Origin of the sequence: Emticicia sp. BO119, from assembly GCF_013912375.1 — a bacterium.
In the GTDB taxonomy this organism is placed as follows: domain Bacteria; phylum Bacteroidota; class Bacteroidia; order Cytophagales; family Spirosomataceae; genus Emticicia.
This window is the reverse complement of record NZ_JACETV010000001.1, coordinates 690,201-713,550: the sequence shown is the minus strand read 5'-3', so window position 1 is coordinate 713,550 and position 23,350 is coordinate 690,201. Positions and strand designations below refer to the sequence as shown.

Annotated in this window: 20 protein-coding genes; 12 read left to right on the top strand and 8 right to left on the bottom strand. The window is 37.4% G+C overall.

Annotated features, from left to right (window positions below; genetic code table 11):
• Window positions 1-23: 23 nt before the first annotated feature.
• Window positions 24-1,625, bottom strand: coding sequence for an FAD-dependent monooxygenase (locus H1R81_RS03090; protein WP_181839210.1), 1,602 nt, complete (start codon window positions 1,623-1,625; stop codon window positions 24-26).
• A gap of 210 nt (window positions 1,626-1,835) precedes the next feature.
• Between H1R81_RS03090 and H1R81_RS03085 the strand changes: the two genes are divergently transcribed.
• The 4 genes from H1R81_RS03085 to H1R81_RS03070 all read left to right on the top strand — a co-directional run bounded on the left by H1R81_RS03085 (window position 1,836) and on the right by H1R81_RS03070 (window position 6,437).
• Complete coding sequence (locus H1R81_RS03085) at window positions 1,836-3,449, top strand: alpha/beta fold hydrolase (RefSeq protein ID WP_181839209.1); 1,614 nt, start codon at window positions 1,836-1,838, stop codon at window positions 3,447-3,449.
• Between the two features lie 139 nt (window positions 3,450-3,588).
• On the top strand, window positions 3,589-4,998 hold the full coding sequence (locus H1R81_RS03080) for a serine hydrolase (protein WP_181839208.1): 1,410 nt from the start codon (window positions 3,589-3,591) through the stop codon (window positions 4,996-4,998).
• A 195-nt stretch (window positions 4,999-5,193) separates the two neighbouring features.
• A complete protein-coding gene (locus H1R81_RS03075) occupies window positions 5,194-5,916 on the top strand; it encodes an RHS repeat protein (protein WP_181839207.1) in 723 nt (240 codons plus the stop codon).
• Between the two features lie 62 nt (window positions 5,917-5,978).
• Complete coding sequence (locus H1R81_RS03070) at window positions 5,979-6,437, top strand: YciI family protein (protein WP_181839206.1); 459 nt, start codon at window positions 5,979-5,981, stop codon at window positions 6,435-6,437.
• 62 nt (window positions 6,438-6,499) lie between these two features.
• On the opposite strand, the gene H1R81_RS03065 is transcribed toward H1R81_RS03070, so the two are convergent.
• On the bottom strand, window positions 6,500-6,871 hold the full coding sequence (locus H1R81_RS03065) for a helix-turn-helix domain-containing protein (protein ID WP_181839205.1): 372 nt from the start codon (window positions 6,869-6,871) through the stop codon (window positions 6,500-6,502).
• A gap of 103 nt (window positions 6,872-6,974) precedes the next feature.
• Here H1R81_RS03065 and H1R81_RS03060 point away from each other — a divergent pair, with 103 nt between their 5' ends.
• The gene (locus H1R81_RS03060; RefSeq protein ID WP_181839204.1) at window positions 6,975-7,844 is read left to right on the top strand and encodes an SDR family oxidoreductase; all 870 of its coding nucleotides are present in this window, start codon (window positions 6,975-6,977) and stop codon (window positions 7,842-7,844) included.
• A 286-nt stretch (window positions 7,845-8,130) separates the two neighbouring features.
• Here H1R81_RS03060 and H1R81_RS03055 read toward each other — a convergent pair whose 3' ends face one another.
• Window positions 8,131-12,045 (bottom strand): M36 family metallopeptidase, encoded by a 3,915-nt coding sequence (locus H1R81_RS03055; RefSeq protein ID WP_181839203.1) that lies wholly within the window; start codon window positions 12,043-12,045, stop codon window positions 8,131-8,133.
• Window positions 12,046-12,714: 669 nt separating this feature from the next.
• Between H1R81_RS03055 and H1R81_RS03050 the strand changes: the two genes are divergently transcribed.
• The 4 genes from H1R81_RS03050 (at window position 12,715) to H1R81_RS03035 (ending at window position 17,238) form a co-directional block, all read left to right on the top strand.
• Complete coding sequence (locus H1R81_RS03050) at window positions 12,715-13,146, top strand: MarR family winged helix-turn-helix transcriptional regulator (protein WP_181839202.1); 432 nt, start codon at window positions 12,715-12,717, stop codon at window positions 13,144-13,146.
• Between the two features lies 1 nt (window position 13,147).
• The gene (locus H1R81_RS03045; RefSeq protein ID WP_181839201.1) at window positions 13,148-14,467 is read left to right on the top strand and encodes a TolC family protein; all 1,320 of its coding nucleotides are present in this window, start codon (window positions 13,148-13,150) and stop codon (window positions 14,465-14,467) included.
• A gap of 94 nt (window positions 14,468-14,561) precedes the next feature.
• On the top strand, window positions 14,562-15,674 hold the full coding sequence (locus H1R81_RS03040; protein ID WP_181839200.1) for an HlyD family secretion protein: 1,113 nt from the start codon (window positions 14,562-14,564) through the stop codon (window positions 15,672-15,674).
• Window positions 15,675-15,678: 4 nt separating this feature from the next.
• Window positions 15,679-17,238: a DHA2 family efflux MFS transporter permease subunit gene (locus H1R81_RS03035; RefSeq protein WP_181839199.1), complete on the top strand. Its 1,560-nt coding sequence runs from the start codon at window positions 15,679-15,681 to the stop codon at window positions 17,236-17,238.
• Window positions 17,239-17,305: 67 nt separating this feature from the next.
• On the opposite strand, the gene H1R81_RS03030 is transcribed toward H1R81_RS03035, so the two are convergent.
• Window positions 17,306-18,610: a TIGR00341 family protein gene (locus H1R81_RS03030; RefSeq protein WP_181839198.1), complete on the bottom strand. Its 1,305-nt coding sequence runs from the start codon at window positions 18,608-18,610 to the stop codon at window positions 17,306-17,308.
• A gap of 216 nt (window positions 18,611-18,826) precedes the next feature.
• On the opposite strand from H1R81_RS03030, the gene H1R81_RS03025 reads away from it, so the two are divergent.
• Both H1R81_RS03025 and H1R81_RS03020 read left to right on the top strand, forming a co-directional pair.
• Window positions 18,827-19,048: a hypothetical protein gene (locus H1R81_RS03025; protein ID WP_181839197.1), complete on the top strand. Its 222-nt coding sequence runs from the start codon at window positions 18,827-18,829 to the stop codon at window positions 19,046-19,048.
• A 49-nt stretch (window positions 19,049-19,097) separates the two neighbouring features.
• Window positions 19,098-19,355: a YdeI/OmpD-associated family protein gene (locus tag H1R81_RS03020; protein ID WP_181839196.1), complete on the top strand. Its 258-nt coding sequence runs from the start codon at window positions 19,098-19,100 to the stop codon at window positions 19,353-19,355.
• A 218-nt stretch (window positions 19,356-19,573) separates the two neighbouring features.
• Here H1R81_RS03020 and H1R81_RS03015 read toward each other — a convergent pair whose 3' ends face one another.
• From H1R81_RS03015 to H1R81_RS03005, 3 genes are all read right to left on the bottom strand, one after another.
• On the bottom strand, window positions 19,574-19,930 hold the full coding sequence (locus H1R81_RS03015; protein ID WP_181839195.1) for a VOC family protein: 357 nt from the start codon (window positions 19,928-19,930) through the stop codon (window positions 19,574-19,576).
• A gap of 128 nt (window positions 19,931-20,058) precedes the next feature.
• Window positions 20,059-20,493: a hypothetical protein gene (locus tag H1R81_RS03010; protein ID WP_181839194.1), complete on the bottom strand. Its 435-nt coding sequence runs from the start codon at window positions 20,491-20,493 to the stop codon at window positions 20,059-20,061.
• A 106-nt stretch (window positions 20,494-20,599) separates the two neighbouring features.
• The gene (locus H1R81_RS03005) at window positions 20,600-21,424 is read right to left on the bottom strand and encodes a hypothetical protein (RefSeq protein WP_181839193.1); all 825 of its coding nucleotides are present in this window, start codon (window positions 21,422-21,424) and stop codon (window positions 20,600-20,602) included.
• 219 nt (window positions 21,425-21,643) lie between these two features.
• On the opposite strand from H1R81_RS03005, the gene H1R81_RS03000 reads away from it, so the two are divergent.
• The gene (locus H1R81_RS03000; protein ID WP_181839192.1) at window positions 21,644-21,919 is read left to right on the top strand and encodes a hypothetical protein; all 276 of its coding nucleotides are present in this window, start codon (window positions 21,644-21,646) and stop codon (window positions 21,917-21,919) included.
• 28 nt (window positions 21,920-21,947) lie between these two features.
• On the opposite strand, the gene H1R81_RS02995 is transcribed toward H1R81_RS03000, so the two are convergent.
• A complete protein-coding gene (locus H1R81_RS02995; RefSeq protein WP_181839191.1) occupies window positions 21,948-23,174 on the bottom strand; it encodes an MFS transporter in 1,227 nt (408 codons plus the stop codon).
• Window positions 23,175-23,350: the final 176 nt, after the last annotated feature.

Below are 23,350 nucleotides of genomic sequence, written 5' to 3'. Positions count from 1 at the left end.
TAGCAATATTTGAACCCCACTTTTCAAGTTGCATTAATTAAGCTTTTTGCCACTTTCTCATCAATTAGCTCCTGCTCTGTTAATATAGGTGGAGTAATATTATCTAAAGCACCTGATAAATAAGTTTGTTTGAGCTGAATAGCTTTTTCTGGTGTAAATTCTTTCCATCTCCCTAAAATGTACTGGTCAGGAGTAATGAGGTAGGCAGAAGTTGGGGTAAGTTCGTATAACGAAATCAAGGATGGATTATCAGAACTGTTAACAGGTAATATCTGAATATCGTGAGTACCAAGATACGCTTGCATATCTGGAGAAACTATATCAGCATATATGATTAAGGTAAATTCATACCCTAACTTTTCAATGAGATAACCCTCTCTCATCAAGCAATCTTTAACACCATAACCCGGAGAGGTGTCTTTTGAGAGCCATTCACCTTGTTCGCTTGATAGATATTTACTGTATATATTGGGTACACTCAATCGCCCACAATTGACTTTTCTTTTTGCCTCATCATCATCTATAGCATTTTGTAAAATTGAATCTCTTACAGCGATTGCCTCTAAACTTGGCGGACTGATAAACAGTGTTGAATTGGTAGTGCAGGTAATATTCTGGTTACAAGCCATTACACGCTCATGATTATAGGTTTTTAACAAATCGGTTGTTGCATTATTTTGCAATATCTCTGAGAGTTTCCAGGCTAAATTATCTGCATCGTGTATGCCTGAATTGGCCCCTCTTGCTCCGAAAGGGCTGAAAACATGAGCTGCATCGCCAGCAAAAATAACTTGCCCGAATACAAAGTTTTCGAGCATTTTGTTACTGAACCGATATAAACTTACCCATTCAACCTTAACAGGCTTATCTCCAACTACCTGCTTTATCTTTTTTAATACAAAATCATGATTATTTACTATATCCTCAGACACACCTCTTCCTAACTTCACATCAAGTCGCCAGATATTATCGGGTTGTTTGTGAAGCAAAATAGTTTCGTGTTCATGATGAAGTGGTGCAAACCAGAACCATCTTTCTGATGGAAAATCAGCTTCCATTCTAAAATCAATAATCAGAAATTTTTCTTCTGAGCGAGAACCGATCATCTTTAATCCCATGAGGCGTCTGACGGTACTTCTGCTTCCATCGCAGGCTACCAGAAAAGCCGTGCTAAAAGTCTGCTCCCCTATAGGTGTTGTAACTTTAATATAACTTCCTCCTGAGTCTTGCGTCAAATTATCTATCCGGTGCTGCCTTCGTAATTCTATATTTTTTTCCTGATTGACCGCAGCTATCAGTATTTTTTCGACTTCATATTGTGAAATATTGACAAAAGCCGGATATCTGGCGCTTTTATCAGGTAGTAGTTCAAAACTGTAAATCTCCTTATTTCTGAAAAATACCCTACCTTTATTCCACTGTACACCTTGCTCTAAAACAAGCTTTGCTATACCTAACTTATCAAAAATCTCTAAAGTCCTCCTGGAAAAGCATATTGCTTTACTGCCCTTTCCGACTTCATTCTTTTCATCCAATAGTATAACTTTTACTCCTTTTTTAGCAAGTAGTAGTGCAAGTGTGAGCCCTGTAAGGCCGCTTCCAGCAATGATAATTTTATTAAACATCCCTGATTTTTGTTCAAGAAATATTTTTTGAAACAAAAATCAATTAAATAATCCATAAAATCAATCATTCAATAACTCATAACTTGTTGATTTATGCCTAAACCTCCCACTCTCTTTTGCTAACATTAAATGCCGTAGAAAAGACGCCTGAAAACCGTTATATTTGTTTAGAGAGTAAGCGAAATTTGCAAAAAACAAACTTACAAAATCATGACAATAGCTAAAAAAATTCTTAATTTACGGAAAGGTCAGGGACTCTCACAGGAAGAATTAGCAGATAAGGCTTCTATCAATCTGCGAACTTTGCAAAGAATTGAACAGGGCCATACAGAGCCCAGGGGTTTAACTCTCAGATTAATTGCTAATGCGTTGGGGCAGTCACCTGAAGATTTATTAAGCATGAACGCACCTATTGATTTAAAGGAAGACCCTACCTTTCTACAATTACTTAATCTCTCTGCTTTGGCGATCTGGCTGATACCCTTTGGCAATTTAATTATTCCTGCCTTTCTATGGTGGAAGTACAGGGACACCATTGTAGACGCAAAAGAATTAGGACGCCAGCTACTTCGGTTTCAACTGATCTGGTCGTGCCTTACTTATGGGCTTTTATTCGTTACTTTTGCCATTAGTATCGTTCGTCCTGAAGGAGTGAGTCCCTTTTTTGCAATTTATCCTTTAATTGTGATTGGGCTTCTTTTATTATTAAATACTTTTATAATCATTACGGCTTCGTTTCAACTCAAAAAAGGCAGGAAGCCCTTTTATGTTAAAATCCTGTCGTCGTTCAATCAACCAAAACCTTTAGTTCAAACTGCTTTTTTGATTTCAATAGGCCTTGGAGTCAGCATTACTACACTTGCACAGAATACTGAAGCCCCTCATCCATCAGGCAAAATGGTTAATTTAGGTGGCTGGAGACTTCACATCCTGGAGCAGGGTGCTCAACATACTTACGGCCCAAGTGTAATTTTAGAAGCAGGGAGTGGAGATTTCTCCTTCGACTGGGCATTGGTTCAACCCAAAGTAGCGGAGTTTGCCAGAGTTTACTCCTACGATAGAGCAGGTCTGGCCTGGAGTGAATTAGGCCCACGACCCCACACCATGCAACAAACTGTCTATAATTTACATTGCCTTTTGCAAAAAGCCCAAGTACCTAAGCCCTATATTTTAGTCGGCGCCTCCCTTGGTGGAATATTGGTAAGGCTTTATGAACAAACCTATCCTGATGAAATAGCAGGGCTCATATTGGTAGATGGAGGCACTGAAACCGGAAGATTCTTTATCAATGGCAGGATGCAAACCCCTGAACAAGATTCAAAAGGTGAGCCCATTCCACCTATCAAAACCGTTGCTACGCCCGAAGATAACAATTTAGCCAGAACTCCTGAAGCCGTAAAAGCTATTGGTGATGCTTTGAATAAAATAGGCCTACCTGCCAAACAAGTATATGGTTCTTTTAGGCATTTGCCCGATTCTATCCAAAAAATACGTTTATGGGCTTTAGGTAATTATGAATACTATGCTGCAAGCAATAACACTTATTTAATGGATGAATTACTTCAGATGATTAAAGTAAGAGCACAAAAACCTCAATCATTAGGCAATAAACCTCTTATTGTAATCACGAGAGGCAAACCCTTTTCAAATGATACAGAGGCTGATGAACAAAAACGCCTGCAAGACCAGAAAGACCTTATGAAACTATCAAGCCAGAGCAAACAAATAATTGCCCACAATAGTGGTCATCATATTCAACTTGATGAGCCTGACGTGGTGGTGGCAGCGATTAGAGATATGGTGATGAAGTTGATAAAAAAGTAACCCTTGAATATGAGATTTTGATTCGTATGTTTCTGAAAAGATAAACTATCTAATCAATTAAATTACAGTTTAAGATGTTTTTTGTGTAACCTTTTTTATAAACAAGAGTATCAAGACAAAATTACTTCGAAATTCATTTATGAAAAAACTAATTACTGTATTGATGCTGATTAGTCAGTTTGGTTTCACACAATCAAGAGAAAAACAGATAGATAATTTCCTGTTTCGTCAGATGAAAGACTTACAGATTCCGGGATTACAGGTAGCCGTGATTCAAAAAGGTAAAATTGTATTGAATAAATCTTATGGGCTTGCCAACCTTCAGGATAATGTTCAGGTAGACACCCAGACTATTTTTGCCATCAACTCCTGCACTAAAGCCTTTACTGGTGTAGCTATCATGCAATTGGTTGAAGAGGGTAAGCTTGATCTCTCTGCTCCTATTTCAAAGTATATTGATAGCCTGCCCGCCCAATGGCAACCTGTCAGAATTCAACAATTATTAACTCATGTCTCAGGTTTACCAGATATATTGCGCATCCAGGAGTCTTCTGAAGCAAAAAGATGGCAGAAAATACAGACTATGCCCATGGATTTCCCGACAGGAAACCAGTTCAGTTATAACCAGACTAATTATTTGCTTTTAGGCAGAGTTATCAGTAAGTTGAGGGGTAAGCATTTTACTGAAGTATTTAAAGATAAACAGTTTGATGTTGTAGGAATGCCCCATACAATATTCGGGGATTCACGCGATATAATTCCGCATTATGCTCCTACTTACAATATTAAATCCTACCTGGATGGATACCAGTTGTCAGAGCCTAAACTGACTAATAATTATGCAGAGTTTTCTCCTTCTCTTCGTTCGGGTTCTGGTTTAAACAGTTCGGCAGAAGATATGGCTAAGTGGGTAATTGCACTCCAACAAGGCAAATTACTAAAGAAAGAAACACTTAAAACTATGTGGTCGCCTATTACTTTCAATAATGGCAAGCCTACTAACTGGGCTTTAGGCTTTGGTGTCAATAAATTCCGTGCAAAACATCGGGCAGTAGGCATGAGCGGTGGGGGTCGTTCAGCTTTTCTAATCTATCCTGACGACGACCTGGCAATAATTATCCTTACCAATTTAGGTGGTTCTTCTCCTGAAAACTGGATAGAAGAACTCGCAGGTTATTATGATCCTGAAATTCCTGCCTCAGACCCTATCACCGTATTGAGAACTGAACTCAATAAACGTGGTTACGACAAAGCCATGCAGGTGGTAGAAGAAGCGCGTAAAAAAGACATGGCTTTTAAACCGGATGAAAACGAGCTTAACGATTGGGCATATCGTGTAATGAGTAAAGACAAAAATAAGGAAGCTCTTGAACTCTTCAAATTAAACGTTGCTTTGTATCCCGACAGCTGGAATGTGTATGATAGTTTAGGAGAAGTGTTATTGAAATTGGGGAATAAAGAAGAGGCAATAAAAATGTATCAGAAATCTATTGAACTGAACCCTAATAATAATGGGGGTAAGCATATACTGGAGCAATTGAGCAAATAGATAAATTTGCTTCAAACTTTTGTGTAACTCTGCGCCAATAATTGGTAAATTCTGAGATAAGTTTTCATCGCAAAGCACTCCAAAGTTTATAATACAGAGTTATACAGTTTATTCAGGCTTGAAAAAATTACGCAGTGTTTATTTTTCTTTATATTTGTTATGATTTCCACTCTATACAAGGCTTATTAAGGAAAAATGAAAAATCACGCTCTGATCCTCCTTATTATACTAATTTCAGGTTGCAGCAAAGAATCTGCTGACCCTAAAACACCTTCTGCTCCTGGTAAAAAACTCATTAGTCTTACGCTTAATAACAAACCTTACATCACTTTTGAGTTTCAGAACGATTTGTTGATCAAAGAAAATTCTTTCAGTTTTTGTGAAATCAATCCTACCGATGAATTTACGTATGAATATACAGATAGAAGACTGAGTAAATTGAAAACTACCATGCGAAGTATGTTTTCAAGTATATCAGCTTTGTGCAACCCTTCCTTAGGTATGAAGTCAGAAGAAACTTTTCAATACAATGCAGAAGGCCAGATTTCTAAAATTGTCAGAAATAATTCAATTACAGCGTTTGTGTATAATTCTAATGGCTGGGTAGAAAAACAAGTTACTTATGGTGATGCAAATCCGTTAGTAAGTACTTATGAATATGATTCGAAAGGGAACATTATTAAAGAAACCGATATTTACGGAGAATCCGTTTTCTATACATATGACGACAAGATTAATCCTTATTATCTTATTAAGCAAAAACCTCAATGGCTAAGCGCATTTAATAAAAGCCCTAATAATGTACTAAAAGCTACAGGCAGATATAATTTCGTACGTGTCTTTAAGTATGATTCAGAGGGTTACCCAACCGAAGTTTTAGAAGATAATGGACTAACTTATAAATATAATTATGAGTAAGGCCATTAAAAGGGAACTGTTTTTCAATAAATAAGTAATCACCTCTTAAAACCCTATTACAGATGTACAAATCTATCCTGATCTTATTCTGGGTTGTATTTACAATCGTAGCGAAGGCTCAAAACCCGAATCCAAAATTCAAACAGGCCTTAGCTGATTCTCTGGAGGCCGATGAATATGGTATGAAAATGTACACACTGGTTATACTGAAAAGCGGAAGCAATACTACTACCGATAAAATTCTTTTAGATAGTCTGTTCAGAGGCCATATGATGAATATGGGTAAAATGGTAGCTATGGGCAAATTAGTTGTAGCCGGGCCGTTAGGTAATAATGATAAAAACTACAGAGGCATTTTTGTACTTAATACAAAAACTACCGAAGATACAAATGCACTGTTAGAATCAGACCCCGCCTTAAAAGCTAAGGTATTAGAGGCCGAAATTTACCCTTGGTATGGTTCGGCGGCATTACCACTTTATTTAAAATACCATGATGAAGTAAAAAAGAAAGATTTCTGATAGCAAAATCACTCTATTCAACCTTTGACATTTCTAATCAAATAATATCAGATTTTCAGCACTTAACCAACTCCCATTGTTACTTTTCTGTGGTTAAGACCCCAGTTTAGCATACTATCAATTACATCAGACAATCTTTGAGCCGATTCTGTCAATTCGTACTCTACTAAGACTGGTGTGGCATCATACACCTTACGTCTTACCATCCCATTGAGTTCGAGTTCTTTTAATTCTTTTGATAACATCCGTGGTGTAATTTTCGGAATGTTTCTCTGCAAATCTGTAAACCGTTTGATGCCAAACATAAGCGAACCTAAAATAGGTAGTTTCCACTTCCCTGTCAGCACATTCAGGGTATCATTCAAAGCCAATACAAATTGTTCAGGGCATGATTTAGCTTCAGCGAAATCCATTATTTTTTTTGTGATTGTCATAGATATTATTTTTTACTATACAAAAGTATAGTACTATATTTTATATAGCAAATATAACTACTTTTGCCTCAATAAAATAATTTATCATATAAAACTTCTGATTATGATTTTAATAACTGGGGCAACAGGGCATTTTGGTACTGCAACCATAAACTTTTTGTTGAAAAAGGGTACTTCGCCTAATACAATAGCGGCTTTAGTAAGAGACGAGGCCAAAGCAGATGACCTAAAGGCAAAGGGTATTACAATTAGTTTGGGCGATTATAACGATTATGATTCATTAATAAAGGCTTTTAAAGGTATTGATAAGCTATTATTTGTATCCGGAAATGATATTGTAAATCGTGAGCAGCAACAGGAAAATGTGGTAAATGCTGCAAAGGAAGCAGGCGTAGGCCATGTGATATATACCAGCTTTGAACGGAAAAATGAAACAGAAACTTCTCCGATTTATATTGTAGCCAAATCTCATTTAGCAACGGAAAAAGCACTTAAAGAAGGTGGAATAACTTATACTATTCTGCGAAATAATATTTATGCTGATTATATTCCAATGTTTCTCGGGCCAAATGTTTTAGAGACAGGTGTATTTTTCCCAGCCGGAAATACTCCGGTCGCTTTCACACTTCGTGACGATATGGCTGAAGCAGCGGCAAATATCCTGACCAGCAAAGGACACGAAAACAAGGATTATCTAATCTCTAATACTGAATCAGTTACATTTCATAACATAGCAAAATTTATTAGTGAGGCATCGGGTAAAACAATAGAGTATGTTAGCCCTGATTCATCCGCATTTGTTGATCTATTGACCCAGGCAGGATTGCCAGCAGAAATAATAAATGTTTCGGCCGCCTTTGCAGAGGGTTTTAAGCAAGGTGAGTTTACTACAACAAAAACAGATTTAGACAAAATTTTAGGTAGAGAGCCTTCTTCAGTGAAAGATTATTTGTTTAGCGTGTATGGTAAATGATTATTTTCTCTGAATCACTATCTATTAAATCAACAAGGCAGCCATTGCGCTACCTTGCTGATTTTATACATGAATAAATATTTTACTATATTAAGAAACTGTTTGAGTTAACCTTATTTTGTTCAAAATGGCGGTCCGTCGCCGTGGTTCTTTTTTGCAAATACTGCGCTACCAAAATCCTCATTTAGCTCTGCTAAACTCTGGTTTTGTTATCTTGTCTTTGTAAAAAATAATTCATTTTGATTCATAAAATTTAACTCAAACAGTTTCTAAATCTGTAACTTGCCTATGGACAATTCTCTATTTTTGCAAGAAATACCTCAGACCCTCCTGCCTGAAAACCGGCATTCAGCTCGATATATTTAGCCGCATAATAGTTGACTCCGGTAGCTACATTGGCTGTACTCGTTATAGAATTAGAAGCCCTGTAATTTCCGGCAGCCTGATTTCCGGTAAATGTAAGATTAACGTTTATGGTTGCAGTTGCGACAGTTCTTACAGAAGTGCATCCATCTACTGTACAACTTGCATAATATGGTGTGGTGGTTGCCAGACTTGGCGTTGTAAAAGTTCCACCAGTTCCCACTGGTGTTCCACCTGTAGAACCAGTGTACCAATTGATTGTTCCTCCCCCGCAACCTGTTGCCGTGAGTGTTACCGTTCCAGGTCCGCATCTACTAACGCTCGTGGTGGTTGGCGCCCCAGGAATAGATTTAATAGTAGCTGTTACAGCTACTCTATTTGACGTACATCCGCTCACCGTGCAACTGACATAATAAGTAGTAGTGATAGAGATACTTGGCGTAGTAAAACTCGTACCGGAAGCCAGCACAGAACCTCCACTAACACCCGCATACCAGTTAATGGTACCCCCTGCACATCCTGTAGCTGTAAGCAATACGGTTCCGGTTCCACAACGGCTATTACCCGTTGGGGTTGGTGGTGATGCCGTGACAACAGTAATGGTAGCAATGGCAGAATAAACCTGTGCGCAACTTCCGCTTTTCACCACTGCTCTGTACTTAGTAGTTTGTGCAAGATTAGAAAAATTGAGCGTTGTGGTAGTATTTGTTATACTTACTATATTACTAACAAAGTTATCTGTAGAGGATTCCCATCTAAGAATTGAACCAGTATGTCCACTTAAGGTGAGTGTTCCTGAATTTGTTGGGGTACACACATTAGTACTGCCGGCTATGTTACCTCCAACCGAACTTGGATTAATAATGAAACTCGTTTTAGCACGACAAGTCCCTAAATCAGAAGTACTCACGTAAAAATTGGTAGTGCCTGGAGTGGCAGTATTAGGTACACCAGAACCTGCTACTCCTACAGGATTAAAAATATTAGAAGTAGCCAATGCCGCCCCTCCAGAACTGTTAGCATACCAACCTATATGCTTAAATAGCGTTGCTGTGGCTTCCATTGTATAATCTCCTATAACTCTGTTCCCCCATGTTGTCACAACTAATACATATGTATTTCCCGCGGTAAAATTATAAGTTATTTTTGAACTATATTGAAATGGTCCGCTATCATCATCTCCTATCAAAAAATTAGTAGAAGGAGAATTCGGATCAAATGAGGTCTGATATAATGTTATATAAGTATCATATCTATCAGCCGATTGCAATGCTGTTGCTGCTCCTGTTTGAATAGAGACTGACCCACTTACCGCTGCTACAAAAGTATGCGCTTTAAAATACACCGCTGAACCTTGATTGTTTGAAGCAATAGGTGTATAGGTCAGAACATTGTTTCCATTACCTCTTCTATAAATAGGTGATGTGTAGGTAAGCGTTCCTGTTAAAGTATTGGAATCAGTAATATTAGTTACAGCTAAACCCTGCCCGCCGGGTACAGATGCATCTTTACAAATATTGTAAGTAGCTACTGTGGGTGTCGGTGTCGGGTCTACTCTTACCTGGACAGATTGAGGAATTGCCGCGCAGTTGCTCGGGGTCAGGAAAAACTGATAGGTAACAGTTATCGGACTTGAGGTGGTATTTATCAAAGTTTCATTAATCGTAGCAGAATTTCCATTAGAAGCCGCATTGCTTATTCCGGTTACAGCAGAACGACTCCAACTAAATGTAGTACCACCTACAGAAGTAGTGGCTGTATAACTGAACGGTGTATTAGAGCAGACAGTAGCAACTTTTGAAGAGGTTAATGGTCTATCAAAGAATGGTGTAAAATCTTCAGTCACTACCCGATCTGTTTTTAATGAACCTGTAGAAGCCAGTCTACCTAAACCACGGCGAGCAAATGCTTTCCAGATGGAACATTTATACTTTTTATTGAATAGAATAGAATCAGCCTTTAAAATTGCATCACGGGCTTCTACAAAACTCGGACTACAAGGTTGAAGTTTAAGGCCTTCATTAACCAATTTCAGCGCAGCTACATTACCTACCAGAGAGCTTGTGTTATAAATATTGCTTACAATCTGATTATCCTGCATGATAATCTCCCAGGTCATATCCCACAACATGGTTGCCCAAATAGAGCCAATGCCATGAGGCAGAGAAAAATTACCGGAATCACCGACTCTTCCATAAGTTACTAATCCGTTAATTGTGGCCATATCGTAGGAATATGGATAAGGGCGAATCCCCCTTCCATCAGTAGTTTGTCCTAATACGTAAGACCCCATACCTCTTGGCAAATTCGCACTGGCAAGTGTTGGTGTTAAAGTAGACCAGTTTGTAGTGAGCATCAAGGCGAGATAATCACTCCAACCCTCTCCTGCCTGTTCTGCATTTTGTAAACAGGTCACATTATTTCGCCCACTGGTTAATCGGTTCGACCAACCGTGACCATATTCATGAGTTATCACTCCATTATCAAAATCAGAATCAGGAGTATAAGCAGGGTTTCCGGCGTCGCTGAATCTGTACATCTGCATACGAGGGTTTTGTCCATCAATAGGTGTACCAAAATTAGCATTATTTGTGCCCGAGCCATCCTGCGCATCAGCATATACAAAATCGCTTCCTCCACCACCTCTACCTAAATTAGCCTCCTGAAAATTACCACTTGGCTCATCAAACCCATATTTATATAATATATCATGAATAACGTTGTTCCAATAAAACAGATTTGTAATAGCAGCATTAAGATTGGCTGCGGCAGTTCCGGTTGCCTGTGTATATGGATAGTCAAATTCTAAAGTAGCTGATGACGGACTACTACCAATGGTTCCTTCATTGTCATTCGCCAAATCATCTTTTGCCCAAACGTTATTTCCCCGTGTGTTGGTATAATTGGCAGTACTGTCATTGTGCCAGCCATTGGTAACTCCGGGTCCGGTCCCTGAAGACACAAATTTAGTATAAGGGCTTGCTACTAGTGTTCTTGCTCCATGATTCGGGCTTTCCAATGGATAATCAAATACACGATAACTATTGGCGGCTAAGGGTTGCAATAAATTGATGTCATTTATGGCAGGATTTGTATGTCCATGAGTCAGGCCAGATTCATGTGTATGTCCTGGCACACCGAAATCACAATGAACCACGAGGTCCTTGGTATCTATAATATCTCCAGTTAAGGCATCAACCTGCACACTCCAGTTATTTTTATAATCTTTTGTATAAATCTGTACATTCCAAACGAGACTTACTTTAGATACCCTTTCCTGCCCGATTAAAGTATCATATGGGAACCAGTACAATTTTACAGGAATATTCTCCTTAGATAAATCTGCATTGGTATAAATAGCAGATTCGATTTGTCCATTAGGTAATCTATTGGCACTTACTTCCTGTGTATTTGCTGAATTATCAGACAATTTAAGGCTTGAAGCTGCCCGACTTATGGCGTTAAGCGGTGTTACAGGTATAATTGTAACAACAGGGACTTTAGACGCTATGCTGGTTACGAAATTACTGGTGACATTTGCGACATTATCATTTACCAAGACTGTATTCAGAATACCATTGTAAACTTCAATAGATTGATACTTCTGAACAAAATAAATATGATACCATCCGGTAGTTGGAGACAAGTGGTCACTTGAAATACCCATTTCATCAATATCACTATTCGATAACTGATATTTACTGGTGTTCGATTTAAGGTAAGTTTTTACCTTCTCTACTTCTTTCTGAGCATATCCACCAAGCGACACAACAAGGGTTCCCAAAAGCAGATATAGCCTTCTCAATGTTTGGCTACGAAAATGTAAAAGTTTTGACATAGAAATAGTTTTAAGTGAATAACAAACAGCTTTTCTCTTTGAGTGGAAATAAATAATACCAATTCAGAGAAATAGTAATCTATTTCGTCTGTTCATGTGTAATGAGGCGGAAAGCAGATTTTTAATTCAAAAGAAATTCTTTAACAACCAACAGAATTACTTTTCAGAAAGTAGAGAAAGGTTTTCAGATAATTTGCAAGTAATAATTTTAAAATGATTCATGGCGTATATGCAAGTAAGTAAAATAATGGTTCTATTTTACGACTTAGCACTCAGAAAAGCAACAATTATTTACTAAACGGTTAAGCTATTTTACTACAATTCTACAATAGTTGAAGAAAGATAATACCTTCAACTATTTTTATAAGGCATACAATCTCTCCATCCTAACTTTTTGATGCCTTCTCTGCACTTTCACTAACACTACAAAATCTAACTTTAATTACATTTTAATACGGCTTAATATTAACCTATATAAGTTCCTGTCAAGTAACTCTATATAAGCACTTTATAATATTAAAGCTTTTTAATTCAGTCTCTTTTAGTAGTTTTTTATCTTTCAATAAATCTAAATAATCTTCAAATAGTAATATTCTCAAAAACAATCGTTTAAACGTTATTTGTTTAAACAAATAAACATTCTACATTTGCGCAACATTTGAAAAAAAAATGAGCAAACAATATAAAAACCAATACCACGAGTTGATCGCCAATCTACACATGACAGATGGCTACATCTTTAATTATTTTGACCAGAAACTCGCTCCTTTTCAATTATCAGTGCAACAATATATAGTATTACGTCAATTACAGGAGGTTTATCCGGAAAGCCTGAATGCAGGAGAACTTAAAAGCAAAATGCACGAGATGAATTCGGATATGACCCGGCTGACTGACCGGCTGATTACCAAAAATCTGATTGTACGTGAAACTGACCCTGAGAACCGTCGTAGGGTAAAACTACGACTGACAGAAGAATCGAACGAGTTTGTCAAGAAAGTCGCAATTGATTTTCAGAATTTTGAGTCGATTGTCAGCCATCTGACTGACGATGAAGTAAAAATATTAAACTCACTTTTGACTAAAATCAGAACCAAATAAAATGAAACATTACATCACAACTATTGCATTTGTTTGCTTGAGTTTTGGAAGTGTCATTGCTCAATCGGCACAAATGCCTTTGAGTAAGGCTGTTGACCTGGCAATCCAGAATAACAAAGGCCTCAAAGCAGCAAATTTGCGTGTTGAAAACAACGAAGCTCATGCGCAAGAAGTAAAAGACCGCAAGTTACCACAAGCGAGTGCTTCCCTCTCCTACTCGCGTTTTAGTCTTATTACGCCTTTTGCCTTTGGTGAAGGCGAAGACGGGAAGCCTTTGTTTGGGCTTCCGAAAGGTGGATTCAGTGCTACAATGGGTGCTGTCTCAGTTAAAAAGGAATTGTTTGGAGGGTTTGCTGAAAAGGCAGCCCAGCAATCGGCAGATTTACTGGTTCATGCGAGTAAATTAGATGTACAGCGCAATCGGCAGGAATTAGTTTATGCTGTTACTGAAGCCTACTATACTATCGTAAAACTGAGCCGCTCAACTGATATTATTAACCAGAACATTCAGCAGTTTGAGGCACGCGAAAAAGATGCGCGAAATTTAGAAAAAGAAGGAATAATATTACCTAATGAAGTATTGAAACTACAATTACAAAAACATAATCTGGAATTGAATCGTTTGCAAGTTGAAAAAGCCAGGGAAACAGCCCTGTATAATTTTGGCCTTTTAATTGGTGTTGATGACATACAAGCTATTGGAGTTGATACTACCCTAAGTAGTACTCCTGTGGCACTTGAAACTTTGAACAGTTTCTTGTTACTGGCATCTCAGAGGCGTCCTGAATTACAAGCAAATGCCTTACGCCAGCAATCGGCTGATGCGCAGTTACGCCTGATTAAAAGCAATAAATATCCCCATATAGGTCTTTCAGCAGGATATAATTATGTTAATCCGAATGCCAATTTTATTCCTGAGGCAAATACTTTTATCAATGCGTGGAATATTGGGTTGGGGGTTTCTTATAATATTGGCTCGCTTTATAATCTGAAAGGGCGTATGAATACTGCCAAAGCTTCTATTAATGAAACTATTTTGCAAGGGCAACACCAGACGGACCAGGTTCATACAGAAGTAGTGACTGCCTATCATAATTATGAGTTAGCTGTTGAGCAACAAAAGGTGATTGTTACCGCCCTTCAACAAGCTCAGGAGAATTACCGACTGATAGAATCCCGTTTTCGTAATGGGCTTGTAGGTTCTACTGAATTGCTTGATGCCAACAGTTTTTTATTACAAGCACAATTAAACCTAATTAACTCAAAAGTTGATGGCCGATTAGCCTATGAAAGACTTTTGAAAGCTACAGGTGAAAATTAGTCCAGCTTACTTACTCCTCCTTTCTGTTTCAGTGAACAGAATAGAGATAGGAATCTTAAATATCTAAAAACACATTATTTTATACAAAAAAATCATGAATACCAAGATAATTATCAGAGTGGTGGGTGCAATAGTTTTGATTGCTGCACTTATATATGGATACAAAGAAATCCAGTACCTACAACGTTACGAAACCACCGATGATGCGCAAATTGATGGGAATGTTGACCCTGTGACACCAAAAATCGGAGGATATATTAAAGCAATTCGTTTCAGGGATAATCAGTTTGTAAAAGCGGGTGATACACTTTTTGTGATTGATGATGCTGATTATAAAATTCGTGTAGCGCAGGCTGAAGCAGCCTTACAAACTGCGGTGGCAACCGGAGGGGTAAGTCAGTTTAATATTGGTGTGGCTTCAGCTACCATTCAAAGTTCACAAGCCAATGTACAAACAGCCCGTAATCAGGTAGCAACGGCACAAGCCAATGTAACCGCTGCACAGATTCGTTTGAAAAAAGCTACCAACGATTTTGACCGCTATAGTCGTCTATTAACGGAAAAAACAATTCCTCAACAACAATTTGATAATGTTCTGGCTGAACGTGATGCTGCATTGGCCGCTCTTCAAGCAGCACAATCCCAATTAGAAACAGCGCAATTGCAGGTAAATGCAGCTACTTCTCAAACAGGCGTTACCAATTCGCAGCGGAAGGCTGTAGAAAGCCAGATTGGTGTGGCGCAAGCAACTGCCAAACAGCGACAGGCAGAATTAGACCTTGCTAAACTACAATTGTCTTATACAGTTGTATTAGCTCCGGCATCAGGTGTTGTATCTAAACGTTCGGTACAAGTAGGTCAATTGATTCAACCAGGGCAAGCACTTTGTTCTATTGTGAATACTGGCGACTTATGGGTAACTGCTAATTTTAAAGAAACTCAATTGACAGAAATGGAAATTGGGCAAACAGTAAATGTAGATATAGATGCTTATGGTAAAGAAAACCTGACCGGGAAGGTTGAATCATTTGCGGGGGCAACCGGTGCGAAGTTTTCGTTAATACCACCTGACAATGCCACTGGCAATTACGTAAAAGTAGTACAACGTGTACCAGTTCGAATTGAGTTAGATAAAAACAGTCCGGTTTTTGCCAGGCTACGTCCAGGATTGAGCGTATCTGTAGCTGTTGACATTCAAAAGAAATAACCATATGAATATTGGATTTGATAAGTGGATAATTGTGATAACCGTTACTACTGCGGCGCTCTTGCAAACCATTGACTCCTCAATTGTAAACGTAACCTTGAACCAGATGATGGGTAATCTGGGTGCATCGTTGGGGGACATCAGTTGGGTTGTTACAGGCTATGCAGCTGCCAGTGCTATCATGATTACCATGTCGGGTTGGTTAAGTGCCAAGCTCGGCCGTCGTAATTACTTCGCCGCTTCTATTATTATATTTACGATCTCGTCTGTTTTTTGTGGATTGTCGACTGATGTTTGGGAATTGGTATTTTTTCGTGTTGTACAAGGCATCGGAGGTGGTGGTTTGTTAACCACAGCACAAGCAATCCTGATTCAGACTTTTCCTAAAGAAGACCTTGGGTTAGCCAATGCCATTTTTGGCATGGGCGTTATCATCGGCCCATCAATCGGGCCAACTTTAGGCGGATATATAACAGACCACCTTTCATGGAGTTGGGTATTCTACATTAATATTCCGTTTGGGATATTGGCAACATTTCTTACTTTCAGCTATATTAAAGAACCCACTGAGCCTATTCCTGCTGGAAAGATGGACTGGTTTGCCTTAGTATTATTAGTAATGGGTGTAGGCGGTTTACAGATTATTCTGGAAAAAGGACACGAAAAGGACTGGTTTGATTCGGGTTTTATTGTTGTAATGACCCTAATTGCAGTGGTTGGGTTAGCAGGTTTTATATGGAGGCAAATTATTGCGCACATACCAATTCTGGATTTAAGACTACTTTCCAGCAGGCGTTTCGCAGTTGCTAACCTGTTTAATTTTATTTTAGGATTTGGCCTATTTGCCTCTGTATTTATTATTCCGGTTTTCTGCCAGACTATCCTTGGTTTTACAGCAAGTCAGACAGGGCTTCTGCTCATGCCAGGATCTATTGTTACAGGATTTATGATGCTTATGGTGGGTGTTATTATGCGTAAAAATCTGATGTCCCCTATCTGGTATGCGGCAATTGGTTTCGGATTATTCGTAGCCTTCTGCTATGATTTATCAGGGTTGAGTTTATCTACTGGCCCTGAAGATTTCTTCTGGCCTTTGATGATTCGCGGGATTGGTATGGGTTTAATTTTTATACCACTGATGACGATTACCGTAGCTGATCTTGAACCCGCCAAAATGGCTCAGGGTTCTGCTCTGTCAAGTATGGTTCGACAGTTGGGAGGTACTTTTGGCACAGCCATTATGACAACGTATATCTCTACGCGTACTGTCTTTCATACGAATCGCCTCGGGGATAATTTATCCATATATAATCCTGTATCAGTTGAAAGACTCAAACAATACACGTCTTTGTTTTTATCAAAAGGTGATGCCCTTATTACAGCCACAGAAAAGGCATACAAGATGTTGTACGGAAGTATTGTCCGGCAGGCATTAGTATTAACTTATGCCGACACTTTTCTGGTGATAGGTGCTTTTTTCTTACTCTGTTTACCACTACTCCTGCTATTTGCAGGTGGTAAGAAAATAGAAACAAACGAGCATGCAGAGATGGTGATGGAGTAGATTTCAAGAAGGTTTAGTTGCTTTACTGAAGCCAAAAGTATTCATTTTAGCCTTGGTAAAGCAACGTTTACTTTGAGTAAAGCACTTTAAGATTATTAAGATTATTTCTTTGTTTTACCCAATTCGAAAGTTTAATCAAATCCCGATTGTTTAAAGGTCTGTTTGCCTGGTAAATTAATACAGGGATTATTATAGTTGTGTCTACTTTTCCGTAAAACTGTTGTTTTGTCATTGATAAGGAATTAATTGTCGGAAATAAAACATTTGCTTCGGTAAACATTTTTTTGCTATCCGACTCCTTACTTTTCAATTCTTTTTCGAGTAAAGTTATGCGTTGCTGCTTAGCTATAAGTTCGCTTTGATTTTTCGAAATTTCATTATTAATATCAGATTTAAGGTTCTGCAAACTGGTATTCTGCCTGATAATTACTTTTGTATTTAACAGCCCATAATGCAGGAGTTGACGGTTTATTTCTTTAATATCTTGATTCGTAAATGTATCTGCTAAAAATGCTAATTCAAGTGTTTTACGAACTCGATTATATGAGCTTTTTTTATAAATGACTGTCTGACCCTTATTAGTGAATTCCTTTTCAATAAACGTATTTATCCGTTGTTCGAACTGCTGCTTTTCAAATAATGAATAAGCAAAATAGGCACTTGGCAAAAGCATAATAATAATTATAAATGAAATACTGTATTTTACCTGTCTCTCGTGCCTTTCATCTATATCTTCCTTAACAGGATATTTCAGATACTTCACAATTACTAATGTGGAAATACAAATAAATACACAGTTGATAAAATACAGATAAAATGCTCCGAAAAAATAAGTCCACTTGCCATTAGCCAGTCCAAAACCAGCGGTACATAATGGAGGCATTAGGGCTGTAGCAATAGCTACTCCAGGAATAGGATTGCCCTTCTCGACTCTGGTAATAGATATCACACCAACTAACCCGCCAAAAAAAGCAATCATAACATCATAAATATTGGGTGAAGTGCGAGCTAAAAGCTCTGATTGAGCCTCTTTAAACGGACTTATAAAAAAATAAACTGTAGAGGCTATGAGACTTACAATAGTGGCAATCATCAAATTTTTCAACGATCTTTTCAGCAAATCAAAATCATAAATACCTAAAGCGAAGCCTGTGCCAACAATAGGACCCATTAAAGGTGAAATGAGCATAGCACCAATAATTACTGCGGTGGAATTAATATTTAGACCTACAGAAGCTATGATTATCGCGCATACTAAAGCCCAGAGATTTGTTCCTCTGAACGAAATATTCCTTTTTACGTCTATTAATGTCTTATTTTTTTCCTGTTCTCCTTTATGAAGATTCACTAATTCTGCCAGAAACGCTTTCATATTTTATTGGTGGTTGTTAGAATTATGTATTACTATTAAGCAGGAAATCGCAAATTTAGTATTTCAATTTACTGTAATCTCTCTATTAAATTCTTAGACTCAGATTTTTCCGAAAAGATACTATTTAATAGCCCACCAGCCAAATTGAAAATTAATTCTTATTTCAAACTTACTCTGTTATACTCTCATGTCCGGCAGTTGCCCTCTTTCATAAAATTGATTAAGTACAGAACTTATGCAAGTACTACAACAATAATAGGCCACTTAAAACTTAAAAAATCCCATTCCTCAATAACAGTTATCAATGAAAGTAGTAGTAATAAATCTGCCGTAAAAGTTACTATCAATAATTATACTTATCTGAGTACTACTACCACAGTGGATGAGGCATTCGTGCTACCTGTTAGTGCGGTAGTAAGAAAAAAAAGCAGGCATTAAAAGTGGTGACACCGTAATAATAACTATCGTCACAGATAATTATCCTCGTATGGTAGAACTTCCATATGAATTCGGAGAAGCTTTAAATAAAAGTGCAAAAGTATTAAAGTTAATTGAACGCTTTCCAACAGAAATAAAAAGATTTACAATTCCAATCGAGAAGGCTAAAACTCAAGAAACCAGAAGTAAGAGAATTGAAAAACTACTATTGACCTTGAACCGGGAAAGAAGATATAACAGAATATTTAAACTAAGAGTAAAATTGTCTTTAAAGCTTAGCCAACGACTGATTTGTATCAGCCAATAACCAAAACAAAAGGATTTACTTGCAAGCCAAAATATGAAGTTTCATTAGTTTTTCTTGCATTTAAGAGAAAAAACTTTTAAAATTAATGGTCAAATTCCATGGGCACATGGATTGATTTATTTATTGTAATACTATTAGGAAAATCGTGTGATTCTGTTGCACGATTTTTTTTATTTACGATAAATATGACCCTCCGGTTTTAAAATATGAAAAAATGATTAAACATCGCACCCAAACGTAACCTGAAAACCGTTTAAATCTTTAAACACGATTTCTTTCATACCATAGTCGGTTTCAGGATTTATTTCAATTATCTCTGCCTGATTCTTAACAGGTTCAATCAGGGAATCAATCGAATCAACCGTAATATACAAACCTGCATCTTTGGTTGTTTCAACATGTTCTCTTTGATCTGGATACAACATAAATCGCGCGCCATCCCAGTCAAGTAAAGCCCAGTCTAACCCACAGCCGGGTTCGGCATGAGTACCCATACATTTAAAACCTAAATTCAGATACCAGTTGAGTGTTTTCTCAATATCAGGTACTCGTAAAAAAGAAAGACAGGTAGCCATTTTAAAAAGGATTAATTTTCTTTAAGTTTTTACAGGAAAATATACTTCATTAAATATAATTCTGAAGTAAGTATCTACAAGAAAGCCTCTGTAAAAGGGGTTTGAGCTTGCAATATATTATGTTCTAATTACTCTCCAACAGGTGGTACAGGTGTTGTTGAAGATTCAGTAACCGGGAATGCAACTGTACAGGATTGGCCGCCAAAATTAATCACGAATGATGCTATTCCTCCTGCAGAAGGTGTTCCTGCTACTGTATAGGTAACCACACCGGAACCTACGGCTAATGTGCCCGGTACTAAAACGGCGGATAAACCAGTTACCCCCGTAGACGACACTCCATTATCAGAAGTATAACTATTCCCATCTCCACCTGTGTAAGGGACAGTAAAAACCCCATTATAGGTAACGCCTGCCTTTGCTGTTCCTGAAAAAACAGCACTCGGACAAGTGAGATCTGAAATTGTAACTGGTTCTATCGAAACCTCTTCTTCTTCTTTATCACATGCCTGAAACCCAAAAAGAGTTATCAGACCTAAACATAATACTTTTAACGTTTTCATGACATTGAATGTTTTTTTGTTGATTGAATACTCAACGAATAAAAATTTCTATGCCATAATAACTGAGGGGGTAGGTATTCTACAGTTTTTTAAATAAATATAGAAGCTACTTAAACCCTACCAGATACTTTTCTAAAAAATACTTGATATTAGTCCCAAAGACGAAGTTGCGAGGATCAAACTCAATATAACCTCGCCTGATAGCCAATATATCATCGTTTGTGAGCCACCCTGCTTTGCTTAATGCATCTATATATGGCTCATTAATTCCTGCTAAACCAAACTGTATAATACCGGTTATCTCCCCGTTCAAATTGTAAATTGGGGAACCGGAAAACCCAGTTTTAGAAAAGCCGAATAGTACTAACTGATACGATTCTTTTACATTGTTATAAAATTGTGGAAACAGATAAATCAAGGTATCATTTCTTAGATTTCCATTTAAGTTATCAAAAGCCAGTGTAGGCATCTGTGTATATTTCGGCAGGTTGGCTTCTGTGTTAAAATTGTTGGTTTTTACCGAAACCACACGTTTTAGTTTTAAAACAATAAAATCAGTCTCTAATTTACCCTCCTGAAACACATGTTTCGAAAAATCATATTGCTTGCCAACATATTTGTATAGTAAGTCTACATCAACTGAATCCCATTTCAGATTGTGTTTTTCATCTACTGTGTAGTTGTAATATACCACCACTCTCTTAGGCTTTTTGGTAAAACCAGTAGGACGATAAACACTATAAGTCGTAGCCAGATATTTACCATTTATTAAAAATCCACCACCATATACGTTATATTGCTTACTTTTATCATCAACTATAACAGACTTTACCCTTATTAGCTTTTTCAGCAGGAATGAACTTACCTCTTGTGCAGATAGCGTAAATGAGAACAAAAAGAATCCAGGTACTAAAAAGAAAATCTTTTTCATAAAAGCATAGATAATTGACATTCGTGGACTAATCTCTCTATTAACCACCTCCAAAATTAATTGTTCATGTTAAGAGTTTAAAAGTTTTATAGTATTATTTTGAATTGAAGTAGTGCTATTAACCACTAATTTTATTCAATGGTAAACAAAATCTTCTCTGGATTTCACTCACAGGTAAATACCAGATTTGATTAAATTTGCGCATCAAAATTCTTTTTTATGAAAATTACCTGGACTTTCTATCCCAAAAATCAACCTTCAGTATGTCTTGAGCTTATTTATGATTATAGATTAGATGCACTAAAATTAGATAGTGGAGGAATTATTGATAGAGTAAGAAATGTAGCAGTAGTAGACTGGAAAACCTTTTCAGTTTTTAACAAAGGAGAAAATAATGAGAAGAAGGCTGCTTTTGCAAAGTTAGCCGATGCCACAAATTTTGATCATCCTGATATTGACAAAAATCTGGTTCTGCCTGGATTACAAAAAGCCTGAATACTTAGTTCATAATTTATGTCATCAGTTAATTCCTCATTTTCTTCTGCTCCGTACTGAACAATATCAAAGCAATCACTCCGCCTACAAAATAAGCGATAGTAAGCGGAATAACTGAATGCACCAACATGGCATCAATTAAAGATCCTCCAAAAGCTCCTACTACCAGATATGATGTACCATAGATAGAAGCCGCCATTCCTGCTTTATGACCCATAGGCTCAAGTGCCAGAGAACTACTATTGGGTTCAATAGCAATATTAATACTCTGCAAAAGCCCAACAATAGTAAATAAGACAAATAGATGAATAGGTTCAGTAGACCCAATTGTTAAAGTCAATAATAGAATTGCCAAAGAAACATAAATGTATAGTAGCAAACGTAAGGTATGGTGTGCACCAAGCCACCCAACCAGACGGGCATTCAGAAAGGTAAATATACTCATGCAAAGCCCGATTGCCCCAAAGATATAAATAAACAAATGAGGCTGCTGGTAAAGAGTGCCTACGATTCGCTCAGAACTGCTTACATAAGAACTGAAAGCAGCAAAAAGAATAGTAGAAATAGCAGTATAACGAATAAATATTTTATTACTGAATACTTCTCTGAAAGATTGAAAAACAGCCAACATATTTGCACCTGAGAGTTGTTGCGAAGGTGAAGATTCCGATAAACGTAATGACCAGATAAAAATAATAATTGCAAAAGCAGCTGGTGTCAGAAACACTGTCTGCCAGTTACTTACTGACAATATAAATCCCCCTAATAAAGGAGCTAAAACCGGAACAATGAGAAATATGGTAAAAATCATTGACATAGCATGAGCCATTTCATTTCCTGCAAATCTGTCACGCACGCAAGCCATAACGCTAACAAACATTGCTGATGAACCAATACCCATTATAAAACGAGCCATTAGTAACCAGAACATATTGGGTACTAACACCGTGGCAATACAACCACTCAGGTAAAGTATAAAGCCTGCTCTTATCACTGGAATACGTCCGTACTTATCTGCCATAGGGCCAAAAATTAACTGAAAGAATTGCCCGAAAAAGAAAAAGGTCACGAGCCTTGCAGTTGCTGTTGATTCTGTACCTAAATGAAACTCCTGCCTAACGGCGTCAAAGGTGGGAAGCATAATATCAATTGCCAATGCCGTAAGTAGCTCAATACAGGCCATCATAGCAATAAATTCGGTACGGCTAATGTTTTTGGTTGTGAGTGGAGAATGATTTACTTCTACTGGTTGCATTGATTAGAATCTAATTTTTTGTACTACAAAATTATCATTCATTAGCGAAATCTCAACGGTACAAAAACGACAAATAAAAGGGGCAAATCGGACAAGAAATAATTATTTAAAGTTGGAAATCATAATCAAAGTAAAAAGACTGATTTGCTACAAACAAAAAGACCCCTAAATCAAGA

Excerpts from the sequence above, each read along its gene's own strand:
- H1R81_RS03090 (WP_181839210.1), bottom strand. The coding sequence starts at position 1,625 with ATGTTTAATAAAATTATCATTGCTGGAAGCGGCCTTACAGGGCTCACA.
- H1R81_RS03085 (WP_181839209.1), top strand. The coding sequence starts at position 1,836 with ATGACAATAGCTAAAAAAATTCTTAATTTACGGAAAGGTCAGGGACTC.
- H1R81_RS03080 (WP_181839208.1), top strand. The coding sequence starts at position 3,589 with ATGAAAAAACTAATTACTGTATTGATGCTGATTAGTCAGTTTGGTTTC.
- H1R81_RS03075 (WP_181839207.1), top strand. The coding sequence starts at position 5,194 with ATGAAAAATCACGCTCTGATCCTCCTTATTATACTAATTTCAGGTTGC.
- H1R81_RS03070 (WP_181839206.1), top strand. The coding sequence starts at position 5,979 with ATGTACAAATCTATCCTGATCTTATTCTGGGTTGTATTTACAATCGTA.
- H1R81_RS03065 (WP_181839205.1), bottom strand. The coding sequence starts at position 6,871 with ATGACAATCACAAAAAAAATAATGGATTTCGCTGAAGCTAAATCATGC.
- H1R81_RS03060 (WP_181839204.1), top strand. The coding sequence starts at position 6,975 with ATGATTTTAATAACTGGGGCAACAGGGCATTTTGGTACTGCAACCATA.
- H1R81_RS03055 (WP_181839203.1), bottom strand. The coding sequence starts at position 12,045 with ATGTCAAAACTTTTACATTTTCGTAGCCAAACATTGAGAAGGCTATAT.
- H1R81_RS03050 (WP_181839202.1), top strand. The coding sequence starts at position 12,715 with ATGAGCAAACAATATAAAAACCAATACCACGAGTTGATCGCCAATCTA.
- H1R81_RS03045 (WP_181839201.1), top strand. The coding sequence starts at position 13,148 with ATGAAACATTACATCACAACTATTGCATTTGTTTGCTTGAGTTTTGGA.
- H1R81_RS03040 (WP_181839200.1), top strand. The coding sequence starts at position 14,562 with ATGAATACCAAGATAATTATCAGAGTGGTGGGTGCAATAGTTTTGATT.
- H1R81_RS03035 (WP_181839199.1), top strand. The coding sequence starts at position 15,679 with ATGAATATTGGATTTGATAAGTGGATAATTGTGATAACCGTTACTACT.
- H1R81_RS03030 (WP_181839198.1), bottom strand. The coding sequence starts at position 18,610 with ATGAAAGCGTTTCTGGCAGAATTAGTGAATCTTCATAAAGGAGAACAG.
- H1R81_RS03020 (WP_181839196.1), top strand. The coding sequence starts at position 19,098 with ATGGTAGAACTTCCATATGAATTCGGAGAAGCTTTAAATAAAAGTGCA.
- H1R81_RS03015 (WP_181839195.1), bottom strand. The coding sequence starts at position 19,930 with ATGGCTACCTGTCTTTCTTTTTTACGAGTACCTGATATTGAGAAAACA.
- H1R81_RS03010 (WP_181839194.1), bottom strand. The coding sequence starts at position 20,493 with ATGAAAACGTTAAAAGTATTATGTTTAGGTCTGATAACTCTTTTTGGG.
- H1R81_RS03005 (WP_181839193.1), bottom strand. The coding sequence starts at position 21,424 with ATGAAAAAGATTTTCTTTTTAGTACCTGGATTCTTTTTGTTCTCATTT.
- H1R81_RS03000 (WP_181839192.1), top strand. The coding sequence starts at position 21,644 with ATGAAAATTACCTGGACTTTCTATCCCAAAAATCAACCTTCAGTATGT.
- H1R81_RS02995 (WP_181839191.1), bottom strand. The coding sequence starts at position 23,174 with ATGCAACCAGTAGAAGTAAATCATTCTCCACTCACAACCAAAAACATT.